General features: G+C 70.7%; 14 protein-coding genes and 1 tRNA gene. 2 read left to right on the top strand and 13 right to left on the bottom strand.

All coding sequences use genetic code 11. From position 1 onward, the window contains the following. Positions 1–113: 113 nt before the first annotated feature. The 4 genes from uvrC to uvrB are packed head-to-tail and all read right to left on the bottom strand — an operon-like array spanning position 114 to position 8,310. A complete protein-coding gene (uvrC, locus tag IEY20_RS01460; protein WP_229727793.1) occupies positions 114–2,234 on the bottom strand; it encodes an excinuclease ABC subunit UvrC in 2,121 nt (706 codons plus the stop codon). After that, positions 2,235–5,276 (bottom strand): excinuclease ABC subunit UvrA, encoded by a 3,042-nt coding sequence (gene uvrA, locus IEY20_RS01455; protein ID WP_175329180.1) that lies wholly within the window; start codon positions 5,274–5,276, stop codon positions 2,235–2,237. A gap of 48 nt (positions 5,277–5,324) precedes the next feature. After that, the gene (locus IEY20_RS01450) at positions 5,325–6,248 is read right to left on the bottom strand and encodes an SDR family NAD(P)-dependent oxidoreductase (protein ID WP_175329179.1); all 924 of its coding nucleotides are present in this window, start codon (positions 6,246–6,248) and stop codon (positions 5,325–5,327) included. Next, the gene (gene uvrB, locus IEY20_RS01445; protein WP_277927286.1) at positions 6,238–8,310 is read right to left on the bottom strand and encodes an excinuclease ABC subunit UvrB; all 2,073 of its coding nucleotides are present in this window, start codon (positions 8,308–8,310) and stop codon (positions 6,238–6,240) included. Before uvrB ends, IEY20_RS01450 begins: the two co-directional genes overlap by 11 nt. Positions 8,311–8,524: 214 nt before the next feature. Between uvrB and IEY20_RS01440 the strand changes: the two genes are divergently transcribed. Continuing rightward, entirely contained in the window at positions 8,525–9,859 is a 1,335-nt protein-coding gene (locus tag IEY20_RS01440; protein ID WP_188888857.1) for an MFS transporter, read from the top strand. A 107-nt stretch (positions 9,860–9,966) separates the two neighbouring features. Here the strand turns inward: IEY20_RS01440 and IEY20_RS01435 are convergent, their stop codons facing one another. From IEY20_RS01435 to polA, 7 genes are all read right to left on the bottom strand, one after another. Then, a complete protein-coding gene (locus IEY20_RS01435; protein ID WP_175329176.1) occupies positions 9,967–11,208 on the bottom strand; it encodes an acyltransferase in 1,242 nt (413 codons plus the stop codon). Next, complete coding sequence (locus IEY20_RS01430) at positions 11,205–12,701, bottom strand: class I adenylate-forming enzyme family protein (RefSeq protein WP_175329175.1); 1,497 nt, start codon at positions 12,699–12,701, stop codon at positions 11,205–11,207. Before IEY20_RS01430 ends, IEY20_RS01435 begins: the two co-directional genes overlap by 4 nt. 22 nt (positions 12,702–12,723) lie before the next feature. After that, positions 12,724–13,779 carry a BPSS1187 family protein gene (locus tag IEY20_RS01425; RefSeq protein WP_175329174.1) on the bottom strand — a complete coding sequence of 352 codons (1,056 nt, stop codon included), beginning with the start codon at positions 13,777–13,779 and terminating at the stop codon, positions 12,724–12,726. Further along, complete coding sequence (gene coaE / locus IEY20_RS01420; RefSeq protein ID WP_175329173.1) at positions 13,776–14,378, bottom strand: dephospho-CoA kinase; 603 nt, start codon at positions 14,376–14,378, stop codon at positions 13,776–13,778. The genes IEY20_RS01425 and coaE overlap by 4 nt, the downstream gene beginning before the upstream one ends. A 96-nt stretch (positions 14,379–14,474) precedes the next feature. Then, positions 14,475–15,944 (bottom strand): 30S ribosomal protein S1, encoded by a 1,470-nt coding sequence (gene rpsA / locus IEY20_RS01415; RefSeq protein ID WP_175329172.1) that lies wholly within the window; start codon positions 15,942–15,944, stop codon positions 14,475–14,477. A 266-nt stretch (positions 15,945–16,210) separates the two neighbouring features. After that, positions 16,211–17,890, bottom strand: a complete 1,680-nt coding sequence (locus IEY20_RS01410) for a DUF885 domain-containing protein (protein ID WP_175329171.1) — start codon at positions 17,888–17,890, stop codon at positions 16,211–16,213. A 242-nt stretch (positions 17,891–18,132) separates the two neighbouring features. Continuing rightward, entirely contained in the window at positions 18,133–20,802 is a 2,670-nt protein-coding gene (gene polA / locus IEY20_RS01405; RefSeq protein ID WP_175329170.1) for a DNA polymerase I, read from the bottom strand. A 101-nt stretch (positions 20,803–20,903) separates the two neighbouring features. Here polA and IEY20_RS01400 point away from each other — a divergent pair, with 101 nt between their 5' ends. After that, on the top strand, positions 20,904–21,272 hold the full coding sequence (locus IEY20_RS01400) for a PaaI family thioesterase (RefSeq protein ID WP_042726647.1): 369 nt from the start codon (positions 20,904–20,906) through the stop codon (positions 21,270–21,272). 779 nt (positions 21,273–22,051) lie between these two features. Here the strand turns inward: IEY20_RS01400 and IEY20_RS01395 are convergent. Together IEY20_RS01395 and IEY20_RS01390 are read right to left on the bottom strand one after the other, a co-directional pair. Then, complete coding sequence (locus IEY20_RS01395; RefSeq protein WP_022903868.1) at positions 22,052–22,657, bottom strand: ANTAR domain-containing response regulator; 606 nt, start codon at positions 22,655–22,657, stop codon at positions 22,052–22,054. A gap of 69 nt (positions 22,658–22,726) precedes the next feature. Beyond that, positions 22,727–22,807, bottom strand: a tRNA-Leu gene (locus IEY20_RS01390). Between the last annotated feature and the right edge of the window lie 3 nt (positions 22,808–22,810).

Genomic DNA, 22,810 nt, shown 5'->3' with positions numbered 1-22,810 from the left:
TCGTCGCGGCCCGGGCGGGTCGCCCGGGAGGGTGTCGGCTGGTGGTCGGCCACGTCAAGGCTATCGCCCGTGCCGTGCGGGGCGCGCGGATCGGCCGGGAGGCACACATCGCCTCACGCGGGCAGTTCCGGCCCGTCGTCGGTCACGTCCGGCACGACGACCACGGAGCGCTCGTCGCGGACCGGGGCCGCTCCGTCGGGTGCCGAGGCGCTGCCGGGTGCGGAGGCGCTGCCGGGTGCGGAGGCGCTGCCGGGTGCGGACGCGCTGCCGGGTGCGGACGCGCTGCCGGGTGCGGACGCGCTGCCGGGTGCCGAGGCGCTGGCGGGTGCCGAGGCACTCGTCGGGGCCTGTGCGAGCTTGGCGACCACGGCGGCCGCCGTCGCGGGTCCGATGCCGGGCACGACACCGATCTCCTCGGCGGTCGCGGCCCGGAGGCGCGCGACCGACCCGAAGTGCTTCAGCAGCGCGGCGACCCGCGACGGCCCCAGCCCCGGTATCTCGGAGAGCTGCGACCGGACGTCCCGCTTGCGACGGGTGCGCTGGTGCGTGATCGCGAACCGGTGTGCTTCGTCGCGGATGCGCTGGACGAGGAAGAGCGCCTCGGAGTTGCGCGGCAGGATCACCGGGAAGTCGTCGTCGGGCAGCCAGAGCTCCTCGAGGCGCTTCGCGATGCCGACGAGCGCGATGTCGTGGACCCCGGCCTCGTCCATCGCCCGCTTCGCCGCCTGCACCTGCGGTTGCCCGCCGTCGACGATCAGCAGCTGCGGCCGGTAGGCGAAGCGTTTCGTCGGCTTCGAGCCCTCCACGACGTCGTCGGTGGTGACGTCCGGGACGTCGGGCACCGCTGCGTCCTCGTCGAGGCGTGCCAGCCGCCGCGAGAGCACCTGGTACATGCTGTCGGTGTCGTCCGTCGTCTCGGCGATCGTGTACCGCCGGTACTGGTCCTTCCGGGGCAGCCCGTCCTCGAACACGACCATCGAGGCGACGACGTTCGTGCCCTGCAGGTGCGAGATGTCGTAGCACTCCATGCGCAGGGGCGCTTCCGTCATGCCGAGGGCCTCCTGGATGTCGGCCAGGGCCGCGGACCGGGTCGTGTAGTCCGCGGAGCGCTTGGTCTTGTAGAGCATGAGCGCCTGCGCCGCGTTCTGCTTCGCCGTCCGCGCCAGCCCGGCCCGGTCACCGCGCTGGGCGGTGCTGAGTTTGGTGCCACGGCCGCCCCGTCGCTGGCTGAGCCACTCCTGCAGGGCCTCGGCGTCCTCCGGCAGCTCGGGCACGACGACCTCACGCGGCGGCTCGTCACCCGCGGCGTAGTTGCCCTGCACGATCTGCTCGACGAGGTCGCCCGTGGCGATGTCGAGCTCCTTGTCGACGACCCAGCCGCGCACACCGCGGATGCGGCCGCCCCGGACGGAGAACAGCTGCACTGCCGCGGCGAGCTCGTCCTCGGCGATCCCGAACAGGTCGAGGTCGACGCTGTCACGCAGCACGACCGCGCTCTTCTCGAGCACCGCCTCGAGCGCCTCGACCTGGTCGCGGTACTTCGCCGCCTGCTCGTACTGCATCGCGTCGGCCGAGGCGCCCATCCGCTGCCGGAGGTGCGTGATGACCCGACGGTCGTAGCTCGACATGAAGCGCACGAACTCCTCGACGAGCGCGCGGTGCTCCTCGATCGTGACCTTCTGCGAGCAGGGCCCGCCGCACTTGCCGATCTGCCCCGGGAAGCACGGCTTCCCGGTCTGCATCGCGCGCTTGTACGAGGAGTCCGAGCACGTGCGGATCGGGAACACCTTGATCATCAGGTCGATCGTGTCGTGGACGACCCAGATCTTCGGGTACGGACCGAAGTACTTCGCACCCTTGATCCGCCGGTTCCGCGTCACCATCACCCGCGGGGCTTCGTCACCCAGGGTGATCGCCATGTACGGGTAGGACTTGTCGTCACGGAACTTGACGTTGAACGGCGGGTCGAACTCCTTGATCCACGTGTACTCGAGCTGCAGCGCCTCGATCTCGGAGCCGACGGTCGTCCACTCGACGCTCCGCGCCGTGAGGACCATCCGCCGGGTGCGCTCGTGGAGCGTCGGCAGCGGCGCGAAGTAGTTGCTCAGGCGTGCACGGAGGTTCTTGGCCTTGCCGACGTACAGCACCCGGCCGTTCTCGTCACGCCACCGGTAGACGCCCGGGTCGGTCGGGATCTCCCCCGCCTTCGGCCGCCACGGAACGGTGTCCGCCACCTACCGAGCACCCGCCTTCTGCTTCGTGCCCGACTTCGCCCCGGCCCGCGCCGACGCACTCGCCGTGCGGGCGCCCACGGCCTGCTCCTTGCCCACGCGGGCGTCCTGCGCGTCGAAGATCTCGCGCAGGAAGACACCGGTGTGGCTCTCCGGCACGTCGGCCACGTGCTCGGGCGTCCCGGTGGCGAGGACGGTCCCGCCACCCGCGCCGCCTTCGGGCCCCATGTCGATGAGCCAGTCCGCCGACTTGATGACGTCGAGGTTGTGCTCGATCGTGATGACCGTGTTGCCCTTGTCGACCAGGCTCTGCAGGACGAGCAGGAGCTTCCGGACGTCCTCGAAGTGCAGCCCCGTCGTCGGCTCGTCGAGCACGTAGACGGTGCGCCCGGTGGAACGACGCTGCAGCTCCGTCGCGAGCTTGACGCGCTGCGCTTCGCCGCCGGACAGGGTCGTCGCGCTCTGACCGAGCCGGACGTACCCGAGGCCGACGTCGACCAGGGTCTTCATGTAGCGGTGGATCGCGGAGATCGGCTCGAAGAACTCCGCCGCCTCGCTGATGGGCATGTCGAGGACCTCGGAGATGTCCTTGCCCTTGTAGTGGACCTGGAGGGTCTCGCGGTTGTACCGGGCACCGCCGCAGACCTCGCACGCCACGTACACGTCGGGCAGGAAGTTCATCTCGATCTTGATCGTGCCGTCGCCCGAGCAGTTCTCGCAGCGACCGCCCTTGACGTTGAAGCTGAAGCGGCCGGGCTGGTACCCGCGCGCCTTGGCCTCGGGCGTCTCGGCGAACAGCTGCCGGATCCGGTCGAACACGCCCGTGTAGGTCGCCGGGTTCGAGCGCGGCGTCCGGCCGATCGGTGCCTGGTCGACGTGCACGACCTTGTCGAGCTGGTCGAGGCCCTTGACGCGCGTGTGCTTGCCGGCGATGTGCCGGGCGCCGTTGAGCTGGTTCGCCATGACCTTGTAGAGGATGTCGTTGACCAGCGTCGACTTGCCGGAGCCGCTCACACCGGTCACCGCCGTGAACACCCCGAGCGGGAAGTCCACGTCGATCTCCTGCAGGTTGTTCGCCCGGGCGCCCTGCACGCTGACGACGCGCTTCGGGTTGACCTTCCGGCGCTCGGCCGGGACCTCGATCGCACGCCGGCCGGCGAGGTAGTCCCCGGTGACGGACTCGCGGTTCGCGATGATGCCCTCGTACGAGCCCGAGTGCACGACCTTGCCGCCGTTGACGCCGGCGCCCGGGCCGATGTCGACGACCCAGTCCGCGGTGCGGATGGTGTCCTCGTCGTGCTCGACGACGATGAGCGTGTTGCCGAGGTTCTTCAGCTTGACGAGGGTGTCGATCAACCGACGGTTGTCGCGCTGGTGCAGCCCGATGCTCGGCTCGTCGAGGACGTAGAGCACGCCGGTCAGACCCGACCCGATCTGCGTCGCGAGCCGGATGCGCTGGGCTTCACCGCCCGACAGGCCGCCGGCGCCGCGCGCCAGCGTGAGGTAGTTCAACCCGACCTCGAGCAGGAACTCGAGCCGTGCGCGGATCTCACGGAGGACAGCGGCGGCGATGTGCGCTTCGCGGGTGGTGAGCGTGAGGTGCTCCATGAACGCGTACGCGTCGTCGAGGGACATGTCGGTGACGTCGGCGATGCTGCGCCCGTCGACCGTCACGGCGAGCACCTCGGGCTTGAGGCGCGTCCCGTCGCACACCGGGCAGGGGACCTCGCGCAGGTAGCCCTGGAAGCGCTGGCGCTGCGAGTCCGACTCGGCTTCGGCGAACTTGCGCTCGATGTAGGGCATGACGCCCTCGAACCCGCTCGTGTAGCGCATCTCACGCCCGAAGCGGTTGCGCCAGGAGACCGACACCTGGAAGTCCTTGCCGGTGAGGATCGCCGCCTGGACCTTCGGGTCGAGCTGGTTCCACGGGGTGTCGAGCGAGAACCCGAGGTCCTTCCCGAGGCCCGCGAGGAGCTTCTCGAAGTAGGAGTACAGGCCGCTCGTGCCCGTCCACGGGAGCAGGACACCGTCCCGGAGCGATGCTTCCGGATCGCCGAGGACGAGGTCGGGGTCGACGGACATGCGCGTGCCGAGGCCGGAGCACTCCGGGCAGGCGCCGAACGGCGCGTTGAACGAGAACGTCCGCGGCTCGATCTCGGTGAGCGCGAGCGGGTGGTTGTTCGGGCACGAGAGGTTCTCTGAGTAGGTCCGGACGGCACCGGGGCCCTCGTGGTCGACGAGGTCGATCGCGACCGTCCCGCTGGTCAGGCGCAGGGCCGTCTCGAGCGAGTCGGTCAGCCGCCCGAGGATGTCGTCGCTCGCGACGAGGCGGTCGACGATGACCGAGATGTCGTGCTTGACCTGCTTCTTGAGCTTCGGCGGGTCGCTGAGCTGGACGCGCTCACCGTCGACGATCGCACGGGCGTAGCCAGACGCGGCGAGCTCCTGGAAGAGGTCGACGAACTCACCCTTCTTCTTCGAGACCACCGGCGCGAGCACCTGGAAGCGCGTCCCCGACTCGAAGCCCATGAGCTGGTCGGCGATCTGCTGCACGCTCTGCTTGCTGATGACCTCGCCGCACACGGGGCAGTGCGGGACACCGATGCGCGCCCAGAGCAGGCGCATGTAGTCGTAGACCTCGGTGATGGTGCCGACCGTCGACCGGGGGTTGCGGTTCGTCGACTTCTGGTCGATCGAGACCGCGGGCGAGAGCCCCTCGATGAAGTCCACGTCCGGCCGGTCGACCTGGCCGAGGAACTGCCGCGCGTACGCCGACAGGGACTCGACGTAGCGCCGCTGCCCCTCGGCGAAGATCGTGTCGAACGCGAGGGACGACTTGCCGGAGCCGGAGAGCCCGGTGAAGACGACGAGCGAGTCGCGGGGGATCTCGAGGTCGACGTCGCGGAGGTTGTGCACTCGCGCACCACGGACGCTGAGCGTCGAGGTGCTGTGCGGCGCAGTACCGCCCGGGAGGTGGAGGTCAGCGGGCTCGCCGAAGGCGTTCCGGCCCGGGGACGCGGTACCGCGGTCAGAGGTGATGGTCATCGCCGTCGATTCTACGAACCCGGTCTGACATTCGTCGGGTCGAGCGGATCACCCGAGTGCGTCGAGAGCGAACGCGACCCCGGACGCCCGCTCGCTCGCGGCCCACAGCCGGGCCGCTTCGAGGCGGTCGTGGGCCTTCGACTCCGCGACGACCGGGGTCGCCGGTCCGCGGAGCTGCAGGCTGCCCGCCGGTCCCCAGTACTCCCCGGACCGGACGTCGTCCCCGACCGCGGCGTGCACGATCGGGTCGGCTCCGGCGTCCTTGCCCTGTGCGTACAGCCGCTGCGCCGGCCGCGTCCAGGCGGGCTCGGGGCGGGCCGACGCGACGAGGGGACGGTCCGGAGCCAGCACGTCGAGGGAGAACCCGGGGTGCGCCACGACGCTCGACACGGGCGAACCGGCGTCGGCGAGCCGCTCGGCGAGCTCGAAGCCGAAGAGCATCACGGCGAGCTTGCTCCGGCCGTACTGCCGGTAGCTGGAGTAGTGCCCCGCGCCGAGCGGATCGGCACGGTCGAGTCGTGCCCACCGGTGGGCGATCGAACCGAGGTGGACGATCCGGCCTGCGCGGTGCGCGAGCAGCGGGAGCACTCGCCCGGCCAGTGCGAAGTGCCCCAGGTGGTTCGTGCCGATCTGCAGCTCGTGACCCTGCGCCGTCGTGCGCTGCTGTCGGGAGCCCACCACGCCGGCGTTCGCCACGAGGGCGTCGAGGCCGTCGGGGTACCGCTCGCCGAGGGTGTCCGCTGCGGCTGCCACCGAGTCGAGGTCCGCGAGGTCGAGCCGGACGTGGTCGAGCTCCGCGTCGGGCACTGCGGCTCGGATGCTGCGCAGTGCGGCGTCCGTCCGCTCGGGGTTCCGCGCCGCGAGGACGACCCGGTGTCCGGCCGCCGCGAGCTGCTCCGACGCCCAGTACCCGAGTCCGGCGGTCGCACCCGTCACGACGAGGGTGCGCCGTCCGCCGGCCTCAGCGGACATGGCCGGCGGACTCCATCTGCCGGAGTGCCTTCTTGAGGTCCTGCACCTCGTCGCGGAGCCGCGCCGCGAGCTCGAACTTCAGCTCGGCCGCGGCCTGGAGCATCTGCTCGTTCAGGTCCGCGATGGTCGCCTCGAGCTGGGTGGCCCCCTCGCCCGCGATGCCGCCGCGCTTGAGGTTCGGGGTCGGGGAGCGTCGGCCGTCCGCTGCCGGGCGACCTTCGAGCAGCGCCTTGGTGTCGTCGTTCTCCCGTTGCAGCACCTCGGTGATGTCGGCGATCTTCTTGCGGAGCGGCTGCGGGTCGATGCCGTGCTCGAGGTTGTACGCGACCTGCTTCTCGCGGCGACGGTCGGTCTCGTCGATGGCGTTGCGCATCGAGTCGGTGATCTTGTCCGCGTACATGAGCACCTGGCCCGAGACGTTGCGCGCCGCGCGTCCGATCGTCTGGATGAGCGAGGTCGAGGAACGGAGGAACCCTTCCTTGTCGGCGTCGAGGATCGCGACGAGCGAGACCTCCGGCAGGTCGAGACCTTCCCGGAGCAGGTTGATGCCGACGAGGACGTCGTACACGCCCTGACGCAGTTCGGTGAGCAGCTCGACGCGCTTCAGGGTGTCGACGTCGGAGTGCAGGTACCTGACGCGCACCCCCGCGTTGCCGAGGAAGTCCGTGAGCTCCTCGGCCATGCGCTTCGTCAGGGTGGTGACGAGGACACGCTCGTCCTTGTCCACGCGCTGCGTGATCTCCTCGAGCAGGTCGTCGATCTGGCCGTCGCTCGGCTTGACGACGATCTCCGGGTCGACGAGGCCGGTCGGGCGGATGATCTGCTCGACGACGCTGTCCGTGACCCCGAGCTCGTAGCGGCCCGGCGTGGCCGACAGGTAGACCTTCTGTCCGGCGCGCTCGAGGAACTCCTCCCACGTCAGCGGTCGGTTGTCGAGTGCGCTCGGCAGGCGGAACCCGTGCTCCACCAGGGTGCGCTTGCGGGACGCGTCGCCTTCGTACATCGCGCCGATCTGCGGCACCGTGACGTGCGACTCGTCGATCACGATGAGGAAGTCGTCCGGGAAGTAGTCGAGCAGGCAGTGCGGGGCTTCGCCCGCGACGCGGCCGTCCATGTGCCGCGAGTAGTTCTCGATGCCCGAGCAGAATCCGATCTGCTCCATCATCTCGATGTCGAACGTGGTGCGCATCCGGAGCCGCTGGGCTTCGAGCAGCTTGCCCTGCCCCTCGAGCTCGGCCAACCGCTCCGCGAGCTCGACCTTGATGTCGGCGATGGCACGGTGCATGACGTCGGTGTCCGCGACGTAGTGCGACGCCGGGAAGATCGACACGGCCGGCAGGTCCTCGATCACGGACCCGGTGAGCGGGTGCAGCGACGACAGTGCCTCGATCTCGTCACCGAACATCTCGATGCGGATCGCGTGCTCCTCGTACATCGGGATGATCTCGATCGTGTCGCCCCGGACCCGGAACGTGCCGCGGGCGAAGTCGACGTCGTTGCGCTGGTACTGCATCGAGACGAACTTGCGGACGAGCTGGTCGCGCGAGATCGTCTGCCCGACGTGCAGGGCCACGGACGCGTTCATGTACTGCTCCGGCGTACCGAGGCCGTAGATGCAGGACACCGTCGACACGACCACGACGTCGCGCCGGCTGAGCAGCGAGTTCGTCGTCGAGTGGCGGAGGCGCTCGACCTCGGCGTTGACGGACGAGTCCTTCTCGATGAAGGTGTCCGTCTGCGGCACGTAGGCCTCGGGCTGGTAGTAGTCGTAGTACGAGACGAAGTACTCGACGGCGTTGTTCGGCAGGAGCCCGCGGAACTCGTTCGCGAGCTGTGCCGCGAGGGTCTTGTTGTGCGCGAGCACGAGCGTCGGCCGCTGCACCTGCTCGATCAACCACGCGGTCGTCGCCGACTTGCCGGTACCGGTGGCACCGAGGAGCACGACGTCGGTCTCACCGGCGTTGATCCGTCCGGCGAGCTCGGCGATCGCCGCCGGCTGGTCCCCGCTCGGCGAGTACTCGCTGATCACCTCGAACGGGCGGACCGCACGCGTGGGCTCGATGTCGACTGCCATGCCGTCAACGGTAGCCGTGACCACTGACAACACCCGGGTCCGATCGCCCACAGCGCACGGCCGCGTCCCAGGGTCCCGACGCTCCCACCGGTCATCCCCGGCGTACTGTCCGCTGCAGGCAGGCTCAAAGACCGCTGATAAGGACCCGACGTAGCCTCCGGTCCGTTCAGCAACCCGAACCCTTCTCCCCCGAAGAGGCCCCATGACGACGGCGACCCCGGCCGCACCCTCCCCCGCGAAGGGCACCCCGTTCCGTGGGCGCATCCGCGGCAAGGTGCTCCTGCTCCTCTGCTGCATGTACGCGATCTCGTACATCGACCGCACCAATATCTCCACGGCACTCCCCCACATCACCGAGGACTTCGGGTTCAGCGAGACGACCGCCGGCGTCGTGGTGTCGGCGTTCGCCCTGCCGTACGCGCTGCTCCAGGTGTTCGGCGGCACCATCAGCGAGAAGGCCGGACCTCGGCGTGCGCTCTTCGTCATCACCGTGCTCTGGGGCGTGGCGACGCTCTGGACCGGGCTGTCCGTCGGCTTCTGGACGCTCGCCGCCGCCCCCTTCCTGCTCGGCCTGACGGAAGCCGCTGCGTTCCCCGCTGCGACCCAGGCGATGAGCCGCTGGATCCCCCGCGACCGCAACGGCTTCGCGCAGGGCGTGGTGCACTCCGCTGCCCGGCTCGGCAACGCGGTGGCACCGCTCCTCGTCGCCTGGGTCATCGCCGCGACGGGCAACTGGCGGTGGGCGTTCGTCGCGACCGCGCTGCTGTCCGTCGTCTGGGCCCTGGTCTGGTTCGTCTGGTTCCGTGACCGCCCGGAGGCCGCGAAGGGCATCACCGACGCCGAGCTCTCGGAGCTCCCGCCCGTCGAGACCCGCGCCACGCGTCCGCCGGTCCCGTGGCGGCAGCTCGCGCGGCAGATCCTCCCGGTCACGTTCGTCGACTTCGGGTACGGCTGGGTGCTCTGGGTCTTCCTCACCTGGATCCCGACGTTCCTCAGCAGCACGTACGGCCTCGAGATCGGCTCCTTCGCCTGGTTCACGTCCGGCGTCCTCCTCGCCGGTGTCGTCGGCGACACCGTCGGCGGGGTGCTCAGCGACCGGCTCATCCACCGCGACGGCGACACCCGCCACGCTCGGCGCGTGGTCCTCGTCATCGGGCTCGGCGGCTCGCTGGTCTGTCTCCTGCCCCTCGTGTTCGGTCAGGGTCTCGCTGTCGCGACGGTCGCCCTGGCCCTGTCCTTCTTCTTCCTCGAGCTCTGCAACGCGAACCTGTGGGCGATCCCGATGGACGTGGCGCCGCAATGGTCCGGTACGGCGTCGGGCTTCACGAACACCGGCTTCGGCATCGCCGGTGTCGTGTCACCGATCGTGTTCGGCGCCCTGATCGACGCGTCCGGATGGCAACTGCCGTTCGCGCTGTCCTGCGCGCTGCTCGCGGCCGCCGCCGTCGTGGCCTGGCTCATGGACCCGAAGCGGCTGACGTCGGTCGACGGCCGACTGGAGGTCGGGACCCCGTCGTCGGAGCGCGGACACGCCTGACCGGCGCACGAACACGGGAGCGGTCACGGGCCGTGGACGCGACCCGGTGGCGGCCTGGAGGCGCGGCGCACGTCCGGTGCCGCGCCTCCAGTCCGGTGATCTCGGGGTCAGCCGGCGGCCGCCGCCGCGCGTTTCCGCGCGCGTGCCTCGCGCTGCGACCGTGAGGCGAGTGACGGCCGGCCCGTCAACGGCACACTGAGCGGCGTCCAGCGGAAGACCTCGGTCAGGGCGACCGACAGGACCACCACGAGGACGTAGGTGACCGGGGTGAGCCACGGTCGTGCGACGTGCGCCTCGAGCCAGCTGTCCCCGTACAGGAGCAGCCAGATGACGAACGGGTGGCTCAGGAAGATGCCGAACGAGCGGTCCGATCCGTGGTCGACGACCTTCGCGAGCCAGCTCCCCGGCCGCCGTCGGTCGGCCCAGCGGGCACCGATCGCGAGGAACCCGACGAAGACCGCGGAGCTCCAGACGACCTGCACGGGCTGGAGCGGCGTCCCGGCGGCGTACAGCGACTGCCCGAGCAGGACCTGCAGGGTCCAGACGCCGAGTGTGCCGACGGCGGTCGCCGCGAAGCCCCAGAGCACGCCGCGTCGGTGCACGCGGATGAAGCGCAGGAACCGGTCCGCGTGGTCGGCGGCGACCGCGCCGGAGACGATGAAGAACACGTACGAGAAGAAGAACTGCTTCTGGTACCCGTGCAGCCACGCGTCGCTCGCCGGGAAGTACTTGTAGCCGGCGAACACGACGACCTGCACGACGAAGGCGACCGCGAGCACCGTGACGTGGTGCCCACGGGTGCGCCGGACGATCCACACCAGGACGGGCAACAGCAGGTACACCTGCATCGTCACCAGCAGGAAGTAGAGGTGGTACCAGGCGACACCGGTGACGATCCCCTCGGCGTACGTGCGCACGAGGTCCGGGACGTCACCGCGCCGCGTCGGGCTGAGCAGCCACGAGGCGGCGACGTACACGAACGACCAGGCCAGGTACGGCACACCGACGAGCAGGAACCGCTTCGGCCAGAACTGTGCCATCGGCCGCGGGCGGAGGTCGTAGCTGTAGACGAGCACGAACGCGGTGAGGGAGAAGAACACCAGTCGCGTGAAGTGGAGCAGCCCGAGGAGCGCGTTCTGCCCGACGTCGTCCGTCGCCGCCGTGTGGCTGGTCGTGTGCACGCCGATGACGCAGGCGAACGTGAGGATGCGGAGGACGTCGACCTCGTAGAGGTGCCGGGGCCGTCCGTCCGCGGAGCGTGTCGGGGACGGTGCCGTCTCCGGCGTGGCTCCCCTGCCCGCGGTCGTGCTCGGGGCCGTGCTCGGTGCCGTGCTCGGTGCGCTGCTCACGGGTGCTCCGCCATGGTCCGGACGTCGGCGCGGCGGATCTTCCCCGTCGGTGCGCGCGGCAGGTCCGGGACGACCGAGATCTCGACCGGGCGACGGAACCGGGTGAGCGCCGCTGCCGCTCGCGCCTCGAGGTCGGCGACCAGGGCGTCGGCGTCGACCTCGACGTCCGGTTGCGCGATGACGTAGGCGACCGGCACGGCGCCGAGCACGTCGTGCGGCCGACCCACCACGACGGCCTCGAGCACGCGGTCGTCGCCGAGGAGGACGTCCTCGACCTCGGACGGGTAGACCTTCTCGCCACCACGGTTGATGACGTCGTCGGAGCGGCCGGCGAGCGACACCCAGCCGTCGGCGGACATTGAGCCCACGTCGCCGGTGCTGAGCCATCCTGCGGCGTCGAACCGCTCGGCAGCGCGTCCGCCGAGGTAGTGGTCGACGATCCCCGGACCACGCACCCACAGCGCACCGACCTCGTCGGCCGCGGCCCGGGAGCCGTCCTCGCGGCGGACCTGCACCTCGCAGCCCACCGGCACGCCGACGGTGCCCGGTCGTGGGGGTGCACCGAGCGGCGTCGCGGTGATCTGCGAGGCGCCCTCCGTCATGCCCCAGCTCACGACGAGCGGGACGTCGCCGAGCGCCTCCCGAACCGGGTCGGGCAGCGGGGCCGACGCGCTGCGCACGAAGCGGAGTCCGGCGGGGAAGTCGAGCGGGCCGGTCTTCGCCAGGACCGCGAGGACCGCGGGCACGGCGTTGAGCCAGGTGATCCGACGCTCCGACAGGAGCTCCCAGAAGCCCGTCCGGCGGAACCGGCGGTCGAGGACCAGGGTGGCCCCGGCGACCAGCGTCGAGAGGAGCCCGACGACCTCGGCGTTGACGTGGAAGAGCGGGAGCGAGTTGAACCCCCGGTCGTTCGCGGTGAGGCCGTTGTGGGCGGCGACGGCCCGTGCCACGACGAGCAGCTGGGACTCCGGCAGCTCGACGCCCTTCGGTGTGCCGGTCGACCCGGACGTGAAGAGGACGACGGACCCCTGCCCCGGAGCGTCCGGCACCGACGTCGGCACGTCACCGTCCCGCACACCGGTCGGGAGGAACGTGGCCTGGTCGATCCGTGACGACGGAGCTCCCGGGACCGCGGCGTCCTCGTCGCGGTCGGAGACGACGAGCCCGGCGCCGCCGATGAGGTCAGCGAGCCGGGCGGGCTCGCCGACCGGCTGCCCGGTGTCCACCGGGACGGAGCGACGCCCGGACGCGACGGCCGCGAGGTGCACCACCGCGAACGCCAGGGGGTCGCCGACGTCGACGAGGACGGCCCCGGACGCCGGCACACCGATGGCGTCGAAGGTCGCCGACCACGCGGTGACGGCGTCGTCGAGGGCCCGCCGGGTCACGACGCGCTCGGACCGCGCGTCCTCGAGGAACGGGTGGCCGCCGTCGTCGTCAGCGCGCTGTCGGATGAGGGCGCGCAGTCCGGGGAGTCCTGCTGCTTGCTGCACGACCTGAGCGTATTGCCAGTGCCTATGATCCGCCCGGGCTGTGCGGTTCTGCGGTGCCGGGCGCGAATCGGTGGAGCAGCCACTGCCACAGGGGCAGCATCACCGGGGTGCCGTCCCGGTCGAGCGGCGTCGAGTCCTTGATGATGCGCGAGTGTGCCTGCGACGGGTCGCCGAGCCGCAGGTCGGTGAGGATCGCGTGCGGGTCGGCTCCGGGCAGCGGCGGCGTGGTGTCGGTGCCGAACGGTCCGGAGGGCCCTGTCAGACCGAGCGCGTGCCACGAGCCCCGGATGCGGGGACCGAACTCGTCGGCACGGTCGTCGATCGCGTACATCCGGGTGACGGGCGTCCGGCCCGGCCGGTCCATCCACGCGGCGTGCACCGCGCCGAGGGACTCCACGGGCGACGAGAACATGAGCACACCACGCACGGTGCGGATGTGCCCGATGTAGGCCGCTTCGCCCCCGCCCTGCGAGTGCCCGGCCACGACGACGTCCGACCAGTCGATGCCCTCGCGGGCGTCCACGAAGCGACCCCACCCGCCGTCCGGGTCGTGGTCGTCGAGGTACTCGATCGCGTTGCGCAACCGCGAGACGATCGACCCCGCCGGTGTCACCTGGCTGAACTGCGAGGGACGGCTCCCGTCGAACCGGTTCCGTTGGACCTGTCCGTAGCACCGGGCGTCGGCCTCGCACGTCCCCGAGAGGGTCTTGCCGAGGTTCCAGTAGTCGAGCCCGAGCACGTGGTACCCGTCCTGCAACGCGGCGGCGAGGAAGCGCTGGTACTGCGCGGGCTTCGCGCGGGTCGCAGGCAGGAAGAGCAGCATCGGGCCGTCCGCGTTCGTCCGGGCGGCGAAGTCGTCGCGGTTCGGCTCCAACCGCTCCCCGGCGATCGACCCCAGTCGGAAGCGGTGGAACTCGCCGTCGGGCCCAGAGCGGTCGCCACGGGTCCGTTCCTGGGCCGCCGTCCGCCCGTCGTCGCTGAGCCGCTGCGCCGCGAGCACGTTCGCGGCGACGACCGTGCCCGCCCCGGTGGCGAGCAGCAGGACGAACGCGACGAGGAGCAGGACGCGGTGCTTCACCCCGCGATCCGCGCCCACACCTCGTCCGCGGACCGGAGGGTGTCCTCCACCGTGCCGGTCGCGTCGACGACGTGGTCCGCCAGGGCGAGCCGTTCCGCGTCGCTGGCCTGGGCGGCGACGCGTCGCTCGGCGTCCGCGCGGTCCATCCCGCGGTGTGCGACGAGTCGCTCGACACGCTGCGTGGCGGGGGCGTCGACGACCACCACGGCGTCGAAGCGGATCGGCCGCGCGCCGGCAGCCTCGGCGAGGAGCGGGACGTCGTACACCACCACGGCGTCGGGGTCGGCTGCCTCGGCGGCGTCGAACGCCTGCTGCGCGAGCCGCCAGACCTCCGGGTGGGTGATCCCCTCCAGCGCCTTCCGCGCGTCCGGGTCGGCGAACACGACGGCTCCGAGGGCGGGTCGGTCCAGCGACCCGTCCGGCGCGATGACGCTCGGTCCGAACCGCGCCGCGACCTGGGCCAGCCCGGGGCTGCCGGGAGCCACCGCTTGCCGGGCCAGCCGGTCGGCATCGACCACGACGGCCCCGTGGTCGGCCCAGCGGGCGGAGACCGTGGACTTGCCGGCGGCGATGCCACCCGTGAGACCGATGATGCGCACGACGTCCAGGCTAACGGGATCGGCTCGTGGAACGCCGGAAGCCCGGCACTCCCCGCTGAGGGAGTACCGGGCTTCCGGTCGCGGTCTGCCGCTCGATCAGTTGTTCGAGCTGAGCTTCTCGCGGAGCGCCGCGAGCGAGGCGTCGTCGGCGAGGGTGCCCGCACCGTTCGACTCGCTCGAGAACGTGGAGGACGACGAGGACGACGCGCTGGCCGGGAGGTCGAAGCCACCCTGCGCCTCGTCGGCGATCGTCTTCGCGACCTGGGCCTTGTGGGCCTCCCAGCGCGACTGGGCGGCCGCGTACTGCGCCTCCCACTCGGTGCGCTGGGCGTCGAAGCCCTCGAGCCACTCGTTCGTCTCCGGGTCGAAGCCGTCCGGGTACTTGTAGTTGCCCTGCTCGTCGTACTCGGTCGGCATGCCGTAGAGCGCCGGGTCGAACTCGGTGCCCTCCGGGTCCACGCCCTCGTTCGCCTGCTTGAGGCTGAGCGAGATACGACGACGGTCGAGGTCGATGTCGATGATCTTGACGAAGACCTCGTCGCCGACCGACACGACCTGCTCGGCGAGCTCGACGTGCTTGTTCGACAGCTCCGAGATGTGCACGAGGCCCTCGATGCCGTCGGCCACGCGGACGAACGCACCGAACGGCACGAGCTTGGTGACCTTGCCCGGTGCGATCTGGCCGATCGCGTGGGTGCGGGCGAAGACCTGCCACGGGTCTTCCTGCGTCGCCTTGAGCGACAGGGAGACACGCTCGCGGTCCAGGTCGACCTCGAGGATCTCGACGGTGACCTCCTGGCCGACCTCGACGACCTCGCTGGCGTGCTCGATGTGCTTCCAGCTGAGCTCCGAGACGTGGACGAGACCGTCGACACCGCCGAGGTCCACGAACGCACCGAAGTTGACGATCGAGGAGACGACGCCCTTGCGGACCTGGCCCTTGTGGAGGTTGTTGAGGAACGTGGTGCGCGACTCGGACTGCGTCTGCTCGAGCAGGGCGCGGCGCGAGAGGACCACGTTGTTGCGGTTCTTGTCGAGCTCGAGGATCTTCGCCTCGAGCTCCTGACCGAGGTACGGCGTGAGGTCGCGGACGCGGCGCAGCTCGATGAGCGAGGCCGGGAGGAAGCCGCGGAGGCCGATGTCGACGATCAGACCGCCCTTGACGACCTCGATGACCGTGCCGGTCACGACGCCGTCGGACTCCTTGATCTTCTCGACGTCGCCCCAGGCGCGCTCGTACTGCGCCCGCTTCTTCGACAGGATCAGGCGGCCTTCCTTGTCCTCCTTCTGGAGGACCAGGGCCTCGACCTCGTCGCCGACCTCGACGACCTCGTTGGGGTCGACGTCGTGCTTGATCGAGAGCTCGCGCGAGGGGATGACACCCTCGGTCTTGTAACCGACGTCGAGGAGGACCTCGTCGCGGTCGATCTTCACGACGGTGCCGGAGATGAGGTCTCCGTCGTTGAAGAACTTCAGGGTCTTCTCGACCTCGGCCAGGAAGTCATCAGCCGAGCCGATGTCGTTGATGGCGACCTGCTTGGGAGCCTTGGTCGTGGTGGTTGTCATGTAGAGATTGCTCCGAACGGACATGAGTCGGGCTGCACGGCGAGGGAGCGACCCTCTGGTCCGCACCTCGGACGAGGGCGAGCCGGACAGCGGTGTGGTTGTTTGGCGCGGATTGCGCCGCGCAAGTCTAACCGCTGCGGAAGGACGCCCACAACCGGGCGTGTCGCCGCGCGTCGCGACGTGACGGCGGACGGGAGGCGCGGTGCGGACCCGCACCGCGCCTCCCGTCCGCCGTCGGCGACAGCCGGCCGGCCGCGTGCTCGACGTCAGCCGACCAGCGCGGTCCGCAGCGTGTCGAGTCCGATGCTGCCGAGCGCGAGGGCACGGTGGTGGAAGGACTTCAGGTCGAACGAAGCGCCTTCGCGGGCGGCGACCTCGTCGCGGATGGACTCCCAGACGCGCTGCCCCACCTTGTAGGACGGCGCCTGTCCGGGCCACCCGAAGTAGCGGGCGACCTCGAACCGGACGAACTCCGGCGCCATGTTGACGTTCTGCCCCATGAAGTCGAGGGCGTACTCCCACGTCCACGCGCCGCCGTCGGGGTTCGTCTTCTGCAGGTGCACCCCGATGTCGAGCACGACCCGGGCGGCACGCATCCGCTGGCCGTCGAGCATGCCGAGCCGGTCGCCGTCGTCGTCGAGGAAGCCGAGCTGTTCCATCAGACGCTCGGCGTACAGCGCCCAGCCCTCGACGTGCCCCGACGACCCGGCCAGCTGGCGGCGCCAGGTGTTCAGCTCGCCGCGGTTGTAGACGCCCTGGCTGATCTGCAGGTGGTGGCCGGGGACGCCCTCGTGGTAGACCGTCGTCTTCTCACGCCAGGTGCCGAACTCGGTCACGCCCTGCGGCACGGACCACCACATGCGACCCGGGCGGGAGAAGTCGTCGGACGGACCCGTGTAGTAGATGCCGCCCTCCTGCGTCGGGGCGATCCGGCACTCGAGGCGCTTGATCGGCTCCGCGATGTCGAAGAACCGGCCGTCCATCTCGCGGATCGACTCGTCGCTCGTCTCCTGCATCCACCGCTGCAGCGCGTCGGTGCCGTGCAGGATGCGTGCCGGGTCCTGGTCGAGGACCTCGATCGCCCGGGCGACGCTCGCGCCCGACTCGATGCGGTCGGCGATGCGCTCCTGCTCGTCCCGCATCCGGGCGAGCTCCTCGAGGCCCCAGGCGTACGTCTCGTCGAGGTCGACCGTGGCGCCGAGGAACCGGCGGGAGTGGAGCTCGTAGTCCTCGCGTCCGACGGCGTCCACCGGGGTCGCCAGCGGCAGGAGCTCGTGCTCGAGGAACTGCCCGAACGAGCGGTACGCAGCGGCCGCCACGGTGGCACCGCGGCGGAGGTCCTCACGGAGGGACTCGGGCAGCGCACCGCCGTCCTCGAGGGACGCGCCGTCGGCGAGCTGCTGGAACAGCCCGTCCTCGGCGCCGGTGCGGGCGGCCTGCTCGGCGATCAGCGCGACCTGGCGCTTCGCCGGGGTGACGTGCTCCCGCGTGCCCTCGAGCAGGGTCTCGCGGATGCCCTCGAGGGCGTCCGGGAGGGCGGCGAGTCGACTCGCGACGTCCTGCCAGTCCGTCTCGGTCGCGGTCGGCATGAGGTCGAGGACCTCGCGCACGGACTGCGCCGGGCTCGCGATGACGTTGAGGTCGCGCAGGTGGAGCTTCCGCTCGTACGACTCGGCGATGAGGTCCAGCTCGGCACCGAGGTCGGCCTTCGTCACCCGGTCGACGTCGTCGGTCGCCTCGGCGGCGTCGAGGGCGCGCTTCGTGGCTGCGGCGGCCTCGGCCGTCGCGGCGGCGCCGGCGGGCGAGGTGTCGCCGTACTCCCCCGTGCGGCCGGGCACGCCGATGTACGTGGCGACGGTGGGATCGAGGTCGACGAGGGTGGTCACCCAGTCCTCGGCGACGCGGTCGACGGCGGTGGGCTGGCGGACGGGACGCTCTTGGCTCATGCAGACGACCCTACCGAGGAGCGTTCGCCTGGTCGTCCCCTGCGTGCCGGGTCGTTCGTCCTGACCACCGACGCCCCGGTTCCGTCGTGCATCGCACGCGTGACGGGAAGGACGGCACGGCGCTCGAGCAGGATCGTGTGCCTGCGCCAGCGTGGTGCGCGCGCTGACGACGGACGGGAGGCGCGGTGCCAGCTGGCACCGCGCCTCCCGTCGGTCGAGTGGTCGCGTCGCGACCAGCGGCGTCAGTGCGCCGCGGCTTCCCAGTTCGGGCCGACACCCACCGAGACGTCGAGCGGGACGCTCAGTTCGGCAGCGCCGCCCATCCGGGTGCGAAGGATCTCCTCGACGCGCTCCTGCTCGCCGGGCGCGACCTCGAGGATGAGTTCGTCGTGGACCTGGAGCAGCAGGTGCGAGTCGAGGTCGCCGTCGCGGAGGTCCGCAGCGACACCGAGCATCGCGATCTTCATGATGTCGGCGGCGGAGCCCTGGATCGGCGCGTTCAGGGCGGCGCGCTCGGCGTTCTCGCGGAGGACGCGGTTCGGGCTCTTGAGGTCGGGGAAGGGACGGCGGCGGCCGAAGATCGTCTCGGTGTAGCCGTCCTCGCGGGCCTGCTCGACCACGTTGCGGAGGTAGTCCCGGACCGCGCCGAACCTGGCGAAGTACTCCGTCATGAGGGTCCGGGCCTCGGACTGCTCGATGCGGAGCTGCTTGGACAGGCCGAACGCGCTCAGTCCGTACGCGAGGCCGTACGACATCGCCTTCACCTTGGTGCGCATCTCCGGCGAGACGTCGGCCGGCTCGACACCGAAGACCCGGGCGCCGACGAAGCGGTGCAGGTCCTCGCCCTCGTTGAACGCCTGGATCAGCCCGGGGTCGCCGGACAGGTGCGCCATGATCCGCATCTCGATCTGCGAGTAGTCGGCGGTGATCAGGGTCGTGTAGGGCTCGGCCACGGCGAACGCCGAGCGGACCCGACGCCCGACGGCCGTCTTCACCGGGATGTTCTGCAGGTTCGGGTCGGTCGAGGAGATGCGACCCGTGCTGCTGCCGGTCTGCTCGTAGCGTGTGTGGATGCGGCCGTCGACGATCGCGGCGTCGAGGGTGTCGACGATCTGGCGGAGCTTCGTGGCGTCGCGGTGCTGCAGGAGCAGGCCGAGGAACGGGTGCGGGTGCTGCTCCTGCAGGTCGGCGAGGCTCGCTGCGTCGGTCGAGAAGCCGGTCTTCGTCTTGCGGGTCTTCGGCATCGCGAGCTCGGTGAAGAGGACCTCCTGCAGCTGCTTCGGCGAGCCGAGGTTGACCTCGTGCCCGATCTCGGCGAAGGCCTGCTGGGCGAGGTCGGCGGCGCGCTCCCCCAGCTCGTGCGACAGGTTCGTGAGGACCGGTCGGTCGATCGCGACGCCGGTGGTCTCCATGGCGGCGAGGACGTGCACGAGCGGCAGCTCGATGTCGTCGAGGACCCGCAGCGAGGACTCGTCGAGCCGGGCGCGGATGGCGGTCGTGACGCGGAGCACGTACCAGGCGTGGACGCCGACGTTCACCGGGTCGGTCTCGGGCACGAGTTGGTTCGGGTCGGCGGTGGGGAGCTCTTCGCCGAGCTCCTGGTAGACGAGGTCGGCGAGGGGCTGCCCCTGCTTGCCGGGCTGCGCCAGCCACCCGAGGATGCGGGCGTCGCCGACGAGGCCGTTGACCGTGAAGCCGACGGTGGCGAGCACCTTGATCGCCGTCTTCGCGTCGTGGAAGTGCTTCGGTGCGTCCGAGGCGAACCAGGCCGCGAGCTGCTCGTAGTCCTTCGCGCCGCTGCCGCCGGGGACCAGCACCGCGTCGTCGTGCGTGGCGATGCCGATCGCGCTGAGCCGGCCGTCGATGACCTCGACCGCGACGCCGAAGCCGTTCGCCGCGTCCTTCGCCTTGCGCTCGAGCCAGTAGCCGAGCTCTTCGTCGATGATCGTGGTGACCTTCGGCGGCACCGGGGCGCCGTCGTCGACCCCGCCCTCGGCGGCAGCGGACTCGGACGGTTCGCCCGTGCCAGCGACCTTGAACACGCGGTCGAGGAGCGTGCGGAACTGGAGCTTGGCGAAGAGGTCGCGGACCGCCTGCTCGTCGAGCGGGCGGAGCGCGACGTCGGCCGGGCCCACCGGCAGCTCGACGTCGTTGACGAGCCGGTTCAGCTTGCGGTTCCGGACCGCGCGGTCCTTCTGCTCGCGGAGGTTGTTGCCGACCACGCCCTTGATCTCGTCGGCGTGCTCGAGCACCCCGTCGAGCGAGCCGTAGAGGTTGATCCACTTGACGGCGGTCTTCTCGCCGACCTTGTCGATGCCGATCAGGTTGTCGCTGGTCTCACCGACGAGGGCCGCGATGTCCGGGTACTGGTGCGGCTCGATGCCGTAGCGCTCGTACACCTTGTCGCGGTCGTAGCGGGTGAGCTCGGAGACACCGCGGACCGACGGGTACAGCAGCGTGACGTCGTCGTTCACGAGCTGGATCGAGTCGCGGTCGCCGGACACGACGTAGACCTGGTAGCCCTGCTCAGAGCCCTGGCGGGCGAGGGTCGCGAGGATGTCGTCGGCCTCGTAGTCCTCCTTCGTGACCGTCGTGATGCCCATCGCCTCGAGCGCCTGCTGCAGGAGCGGGATCTGGCCCTTGAACTCCGGCGGCGTCTCGGACCGGGTGCCCTTGTAGTCCTCGTACTCACGGGTGCGGAACGAGAACCGGGAGATGTCGAACGCGACGGCGAGGTGCGTCGGCTTCTCGCGCTGGAGGAGCATGAGCAGCATCGAGATGAAGCCGTGGATGGCGTTCGTGTGCTGCCCCTCGCGGTTCACGAAGCTGTCGACCGGCAGCGCGTAGAAGGCCCGGAAGGCGAGCGAGTGGCCGTCGATGACCATGAGGGTAGGCTTTGCGGAGTCCGACACCCGGACAGCCTACCGACGCCATCCGACACGGGAGTCCTGCGCGCGTGACCGACGAAGCGACCACCACGAACGCCGTCGACGACCGGCTCGCCGTGCGCGGGATGGGCGAACTCGCCGAGAAGATGGGCATGGTCATCACCGAGCTCACGGCCGAGCGCGCGGTGGGCACGATCCCGGTCGAGGGCAACCGGCAGCCGGTCGGCCTGCTCCACGGCGGCGCCTACGTCGTCCTCGCGGAGAGCCTCGGTTCGATGGCGGCGAACGTGCACGCCGGCCCGGGTCGCTACGCGGTCGGCATCGAGCTCAACGCTTCGCACTCGCGCAGCGCGACGAGCGGGATCGTCACCGGCACCTGCACGGCCATCCACCTCGGGAACACGCTCACCACGCACGAGATCGTCCTCACCGACGACCAGGGGCGACGCTGCTCCACGGTCCGCATCACCAACATGATCCGCGACGCCCGCTGACGGAACCACCTGGGCCTCCCGTCAAGCGCGGTCACGACACCCCGCGTGCGCGCCGCGCTGGGGTCAGGAAACGTCGCCCCGCGGCGACGAGAGCGACACGTCGCGCGCCCACGGCGCCGGCGCTCGGGAGCGCCGGACGGGAGGCCCGCGACGGGCGAGCGCCACGCCTCCCGACCGCCTTGTGGTCGCCGCGTGGTCGCCGAGCGCGAGCCGCGACGCCGAGCGGTCACGACACCCCGCTCGCGCGCCGCGCTGGAGTCAGGAAACGTCGCCCCGCGGCGACGAGAGCGACACGTCGTGCGCCCACGGCGCCGGCGCTCGGGCGCGCCGGACGGGAGGCCCGTTACGGGCGTGCACCGCGACTCCCGTCCGCCGTGTGGTCGCCGAGCGGTCACGACACCCCGCCCGCGCGCAGCGCTGGGGTCAGGAAACGTCGCTCTGCGGCGACGAGAGCGACACGTCGCGCGCCCACGGCGCCGACGCTCGGGCGCGCCGGACGGGAGGCCCGTGACGGGCGAGCACCGCGACTCCCGTCCGCCGTGTGGTCGCCGAGCGGTCACGACACCCCGCCCGCGCGCAGCGCTGGGGTCACGAAACGTCGCTCTGCGGCGACGAGAGCGACACGTCGCGCGCCCACGGCGTGCGCGCCCGGGCGCGCCGGACGGGAGGCCCGAGGCGAGCGGGCACCGAGCCTCCAGGCCGCCGTGTGGTCGCCACGGACGACGAGAGCGCCGCCTCCCCGAGGGGAGGCGGCGCTCTCGTGCGAGCGACCTGCGTCGCTACTTCTTGGCGCTGAGCTGCTCGATGATCGCCTTCGCGACGTCGTGCATGGTGAGACGGCGGTCCATCGAGGCCTTCTGGATCCAGCGGAACGCCTCGGGCTCGGTGAGGCCCATCTTCTCGTTGAGGAGCCCCTTGGCCCGGTCGACGAGCTTGCGGGTCTCGAAGCGTTCGACGAGGTCGGCGACCTCGGCCTCGAGCGTGATGATCTGCTGGTGACGCGAGAGGGCGATCTCGATCGCGGGCAGCAGGTCGTTCGGCGTGAACGGCTTGACGACGTAGGCGAGGGCGCCGGCCTCGGTCGCGCGCTCGACGAGGTCCTTCTGGCTGAACGCCGTGAGGAGGACCACCGGAGCGATGTGGTTCTTGGAGAGCTTCTCGGCCGCGGAGATGCCGTCGAGCTGGGGCATCTTGACGTCCATGACGACGAGGTCGGGGCGGAGGTCGGTCGCGAGCTGCACGGCGGTCTCACCGTCGCCCGCTTCACCGACGACGTCGAAGCCGTTGTCGCGGAGGATCTCGACGATGTCGAGGCGGATGAGCGACTCGTCCTCGGCGACGACGACGCGACGCGGTGCTGCTGGGGTTGCTTCTGTGTCACTCACGCAGAGCAGCCTACTAGACCACGGAACTGCCAGTTGTCGGGACTGTCCCCTGCGCAGTGACCGCCGTTGTACGAGTGGCGGGACTCGAACCCGCACGCCGTGAGGCAGAGCATTTTGAGTGCCCCGTGTCTACCGTTCCACCACACTCGCGAG

Origin of the sequence: Curtobacterium luteum (genome assembly GCF_014646995.1) — a bacterium.
Classification (GTDB): Bacteria; Actinomycetota; Actinomycetes; order Actinomycetales; family Microbacteriaceae; genus Curtobacterium; species Curtobacterium luteum.
The sequence above is the reverse complement of the archived record's forward strand: the minus strand, read 5'-3'. Positions and strand labels throughout refer to the sequence as shown.

Coding starts and splice junctions, on each gene's coding strand:
- IEY20_RS01410 (WP_175329171.1), bottom strand. CDS start 17,890: ATGAGCCAAGAGCGTCCCGTCCGCCAGCCCACCGCCGTCGACCGCGTC.
- uvrA (WP_175329180.1), bottom strand. CDS start 5,276: ATGACCATCACCTCTGACCGCGGTACCGCGTCCCCGGGCCGGAACGCC.
- IEY20_RS01400 (WP_042726647.1), top strand. CDS start 20,904: ATGGGCGAACTCGCCGAGAAGATGGGCATGGTCATCACCGAGCTCACG.
- IEY20_RS01450 (WP_175329179.1), bottom strand. CDS start 6,248: ATGTCCGCTGAGGCCGGCGGACGGCGCACCCTCGTCGTGACGGGTGCG.
- IEY20_RS01440 (WP_188888857.1), top strand. CDS start 8,525: ATGACGACGGCGACCCCGGCCGCACCCTCCCCCGCGAAGGGCACCCCG.
- rpsA (WP_175329172.1), bottom strand. CDS start 15,944: ATGACAACCACCACGACCAAGGCTCCCAAGCAGGTCGCCATCAACGAC.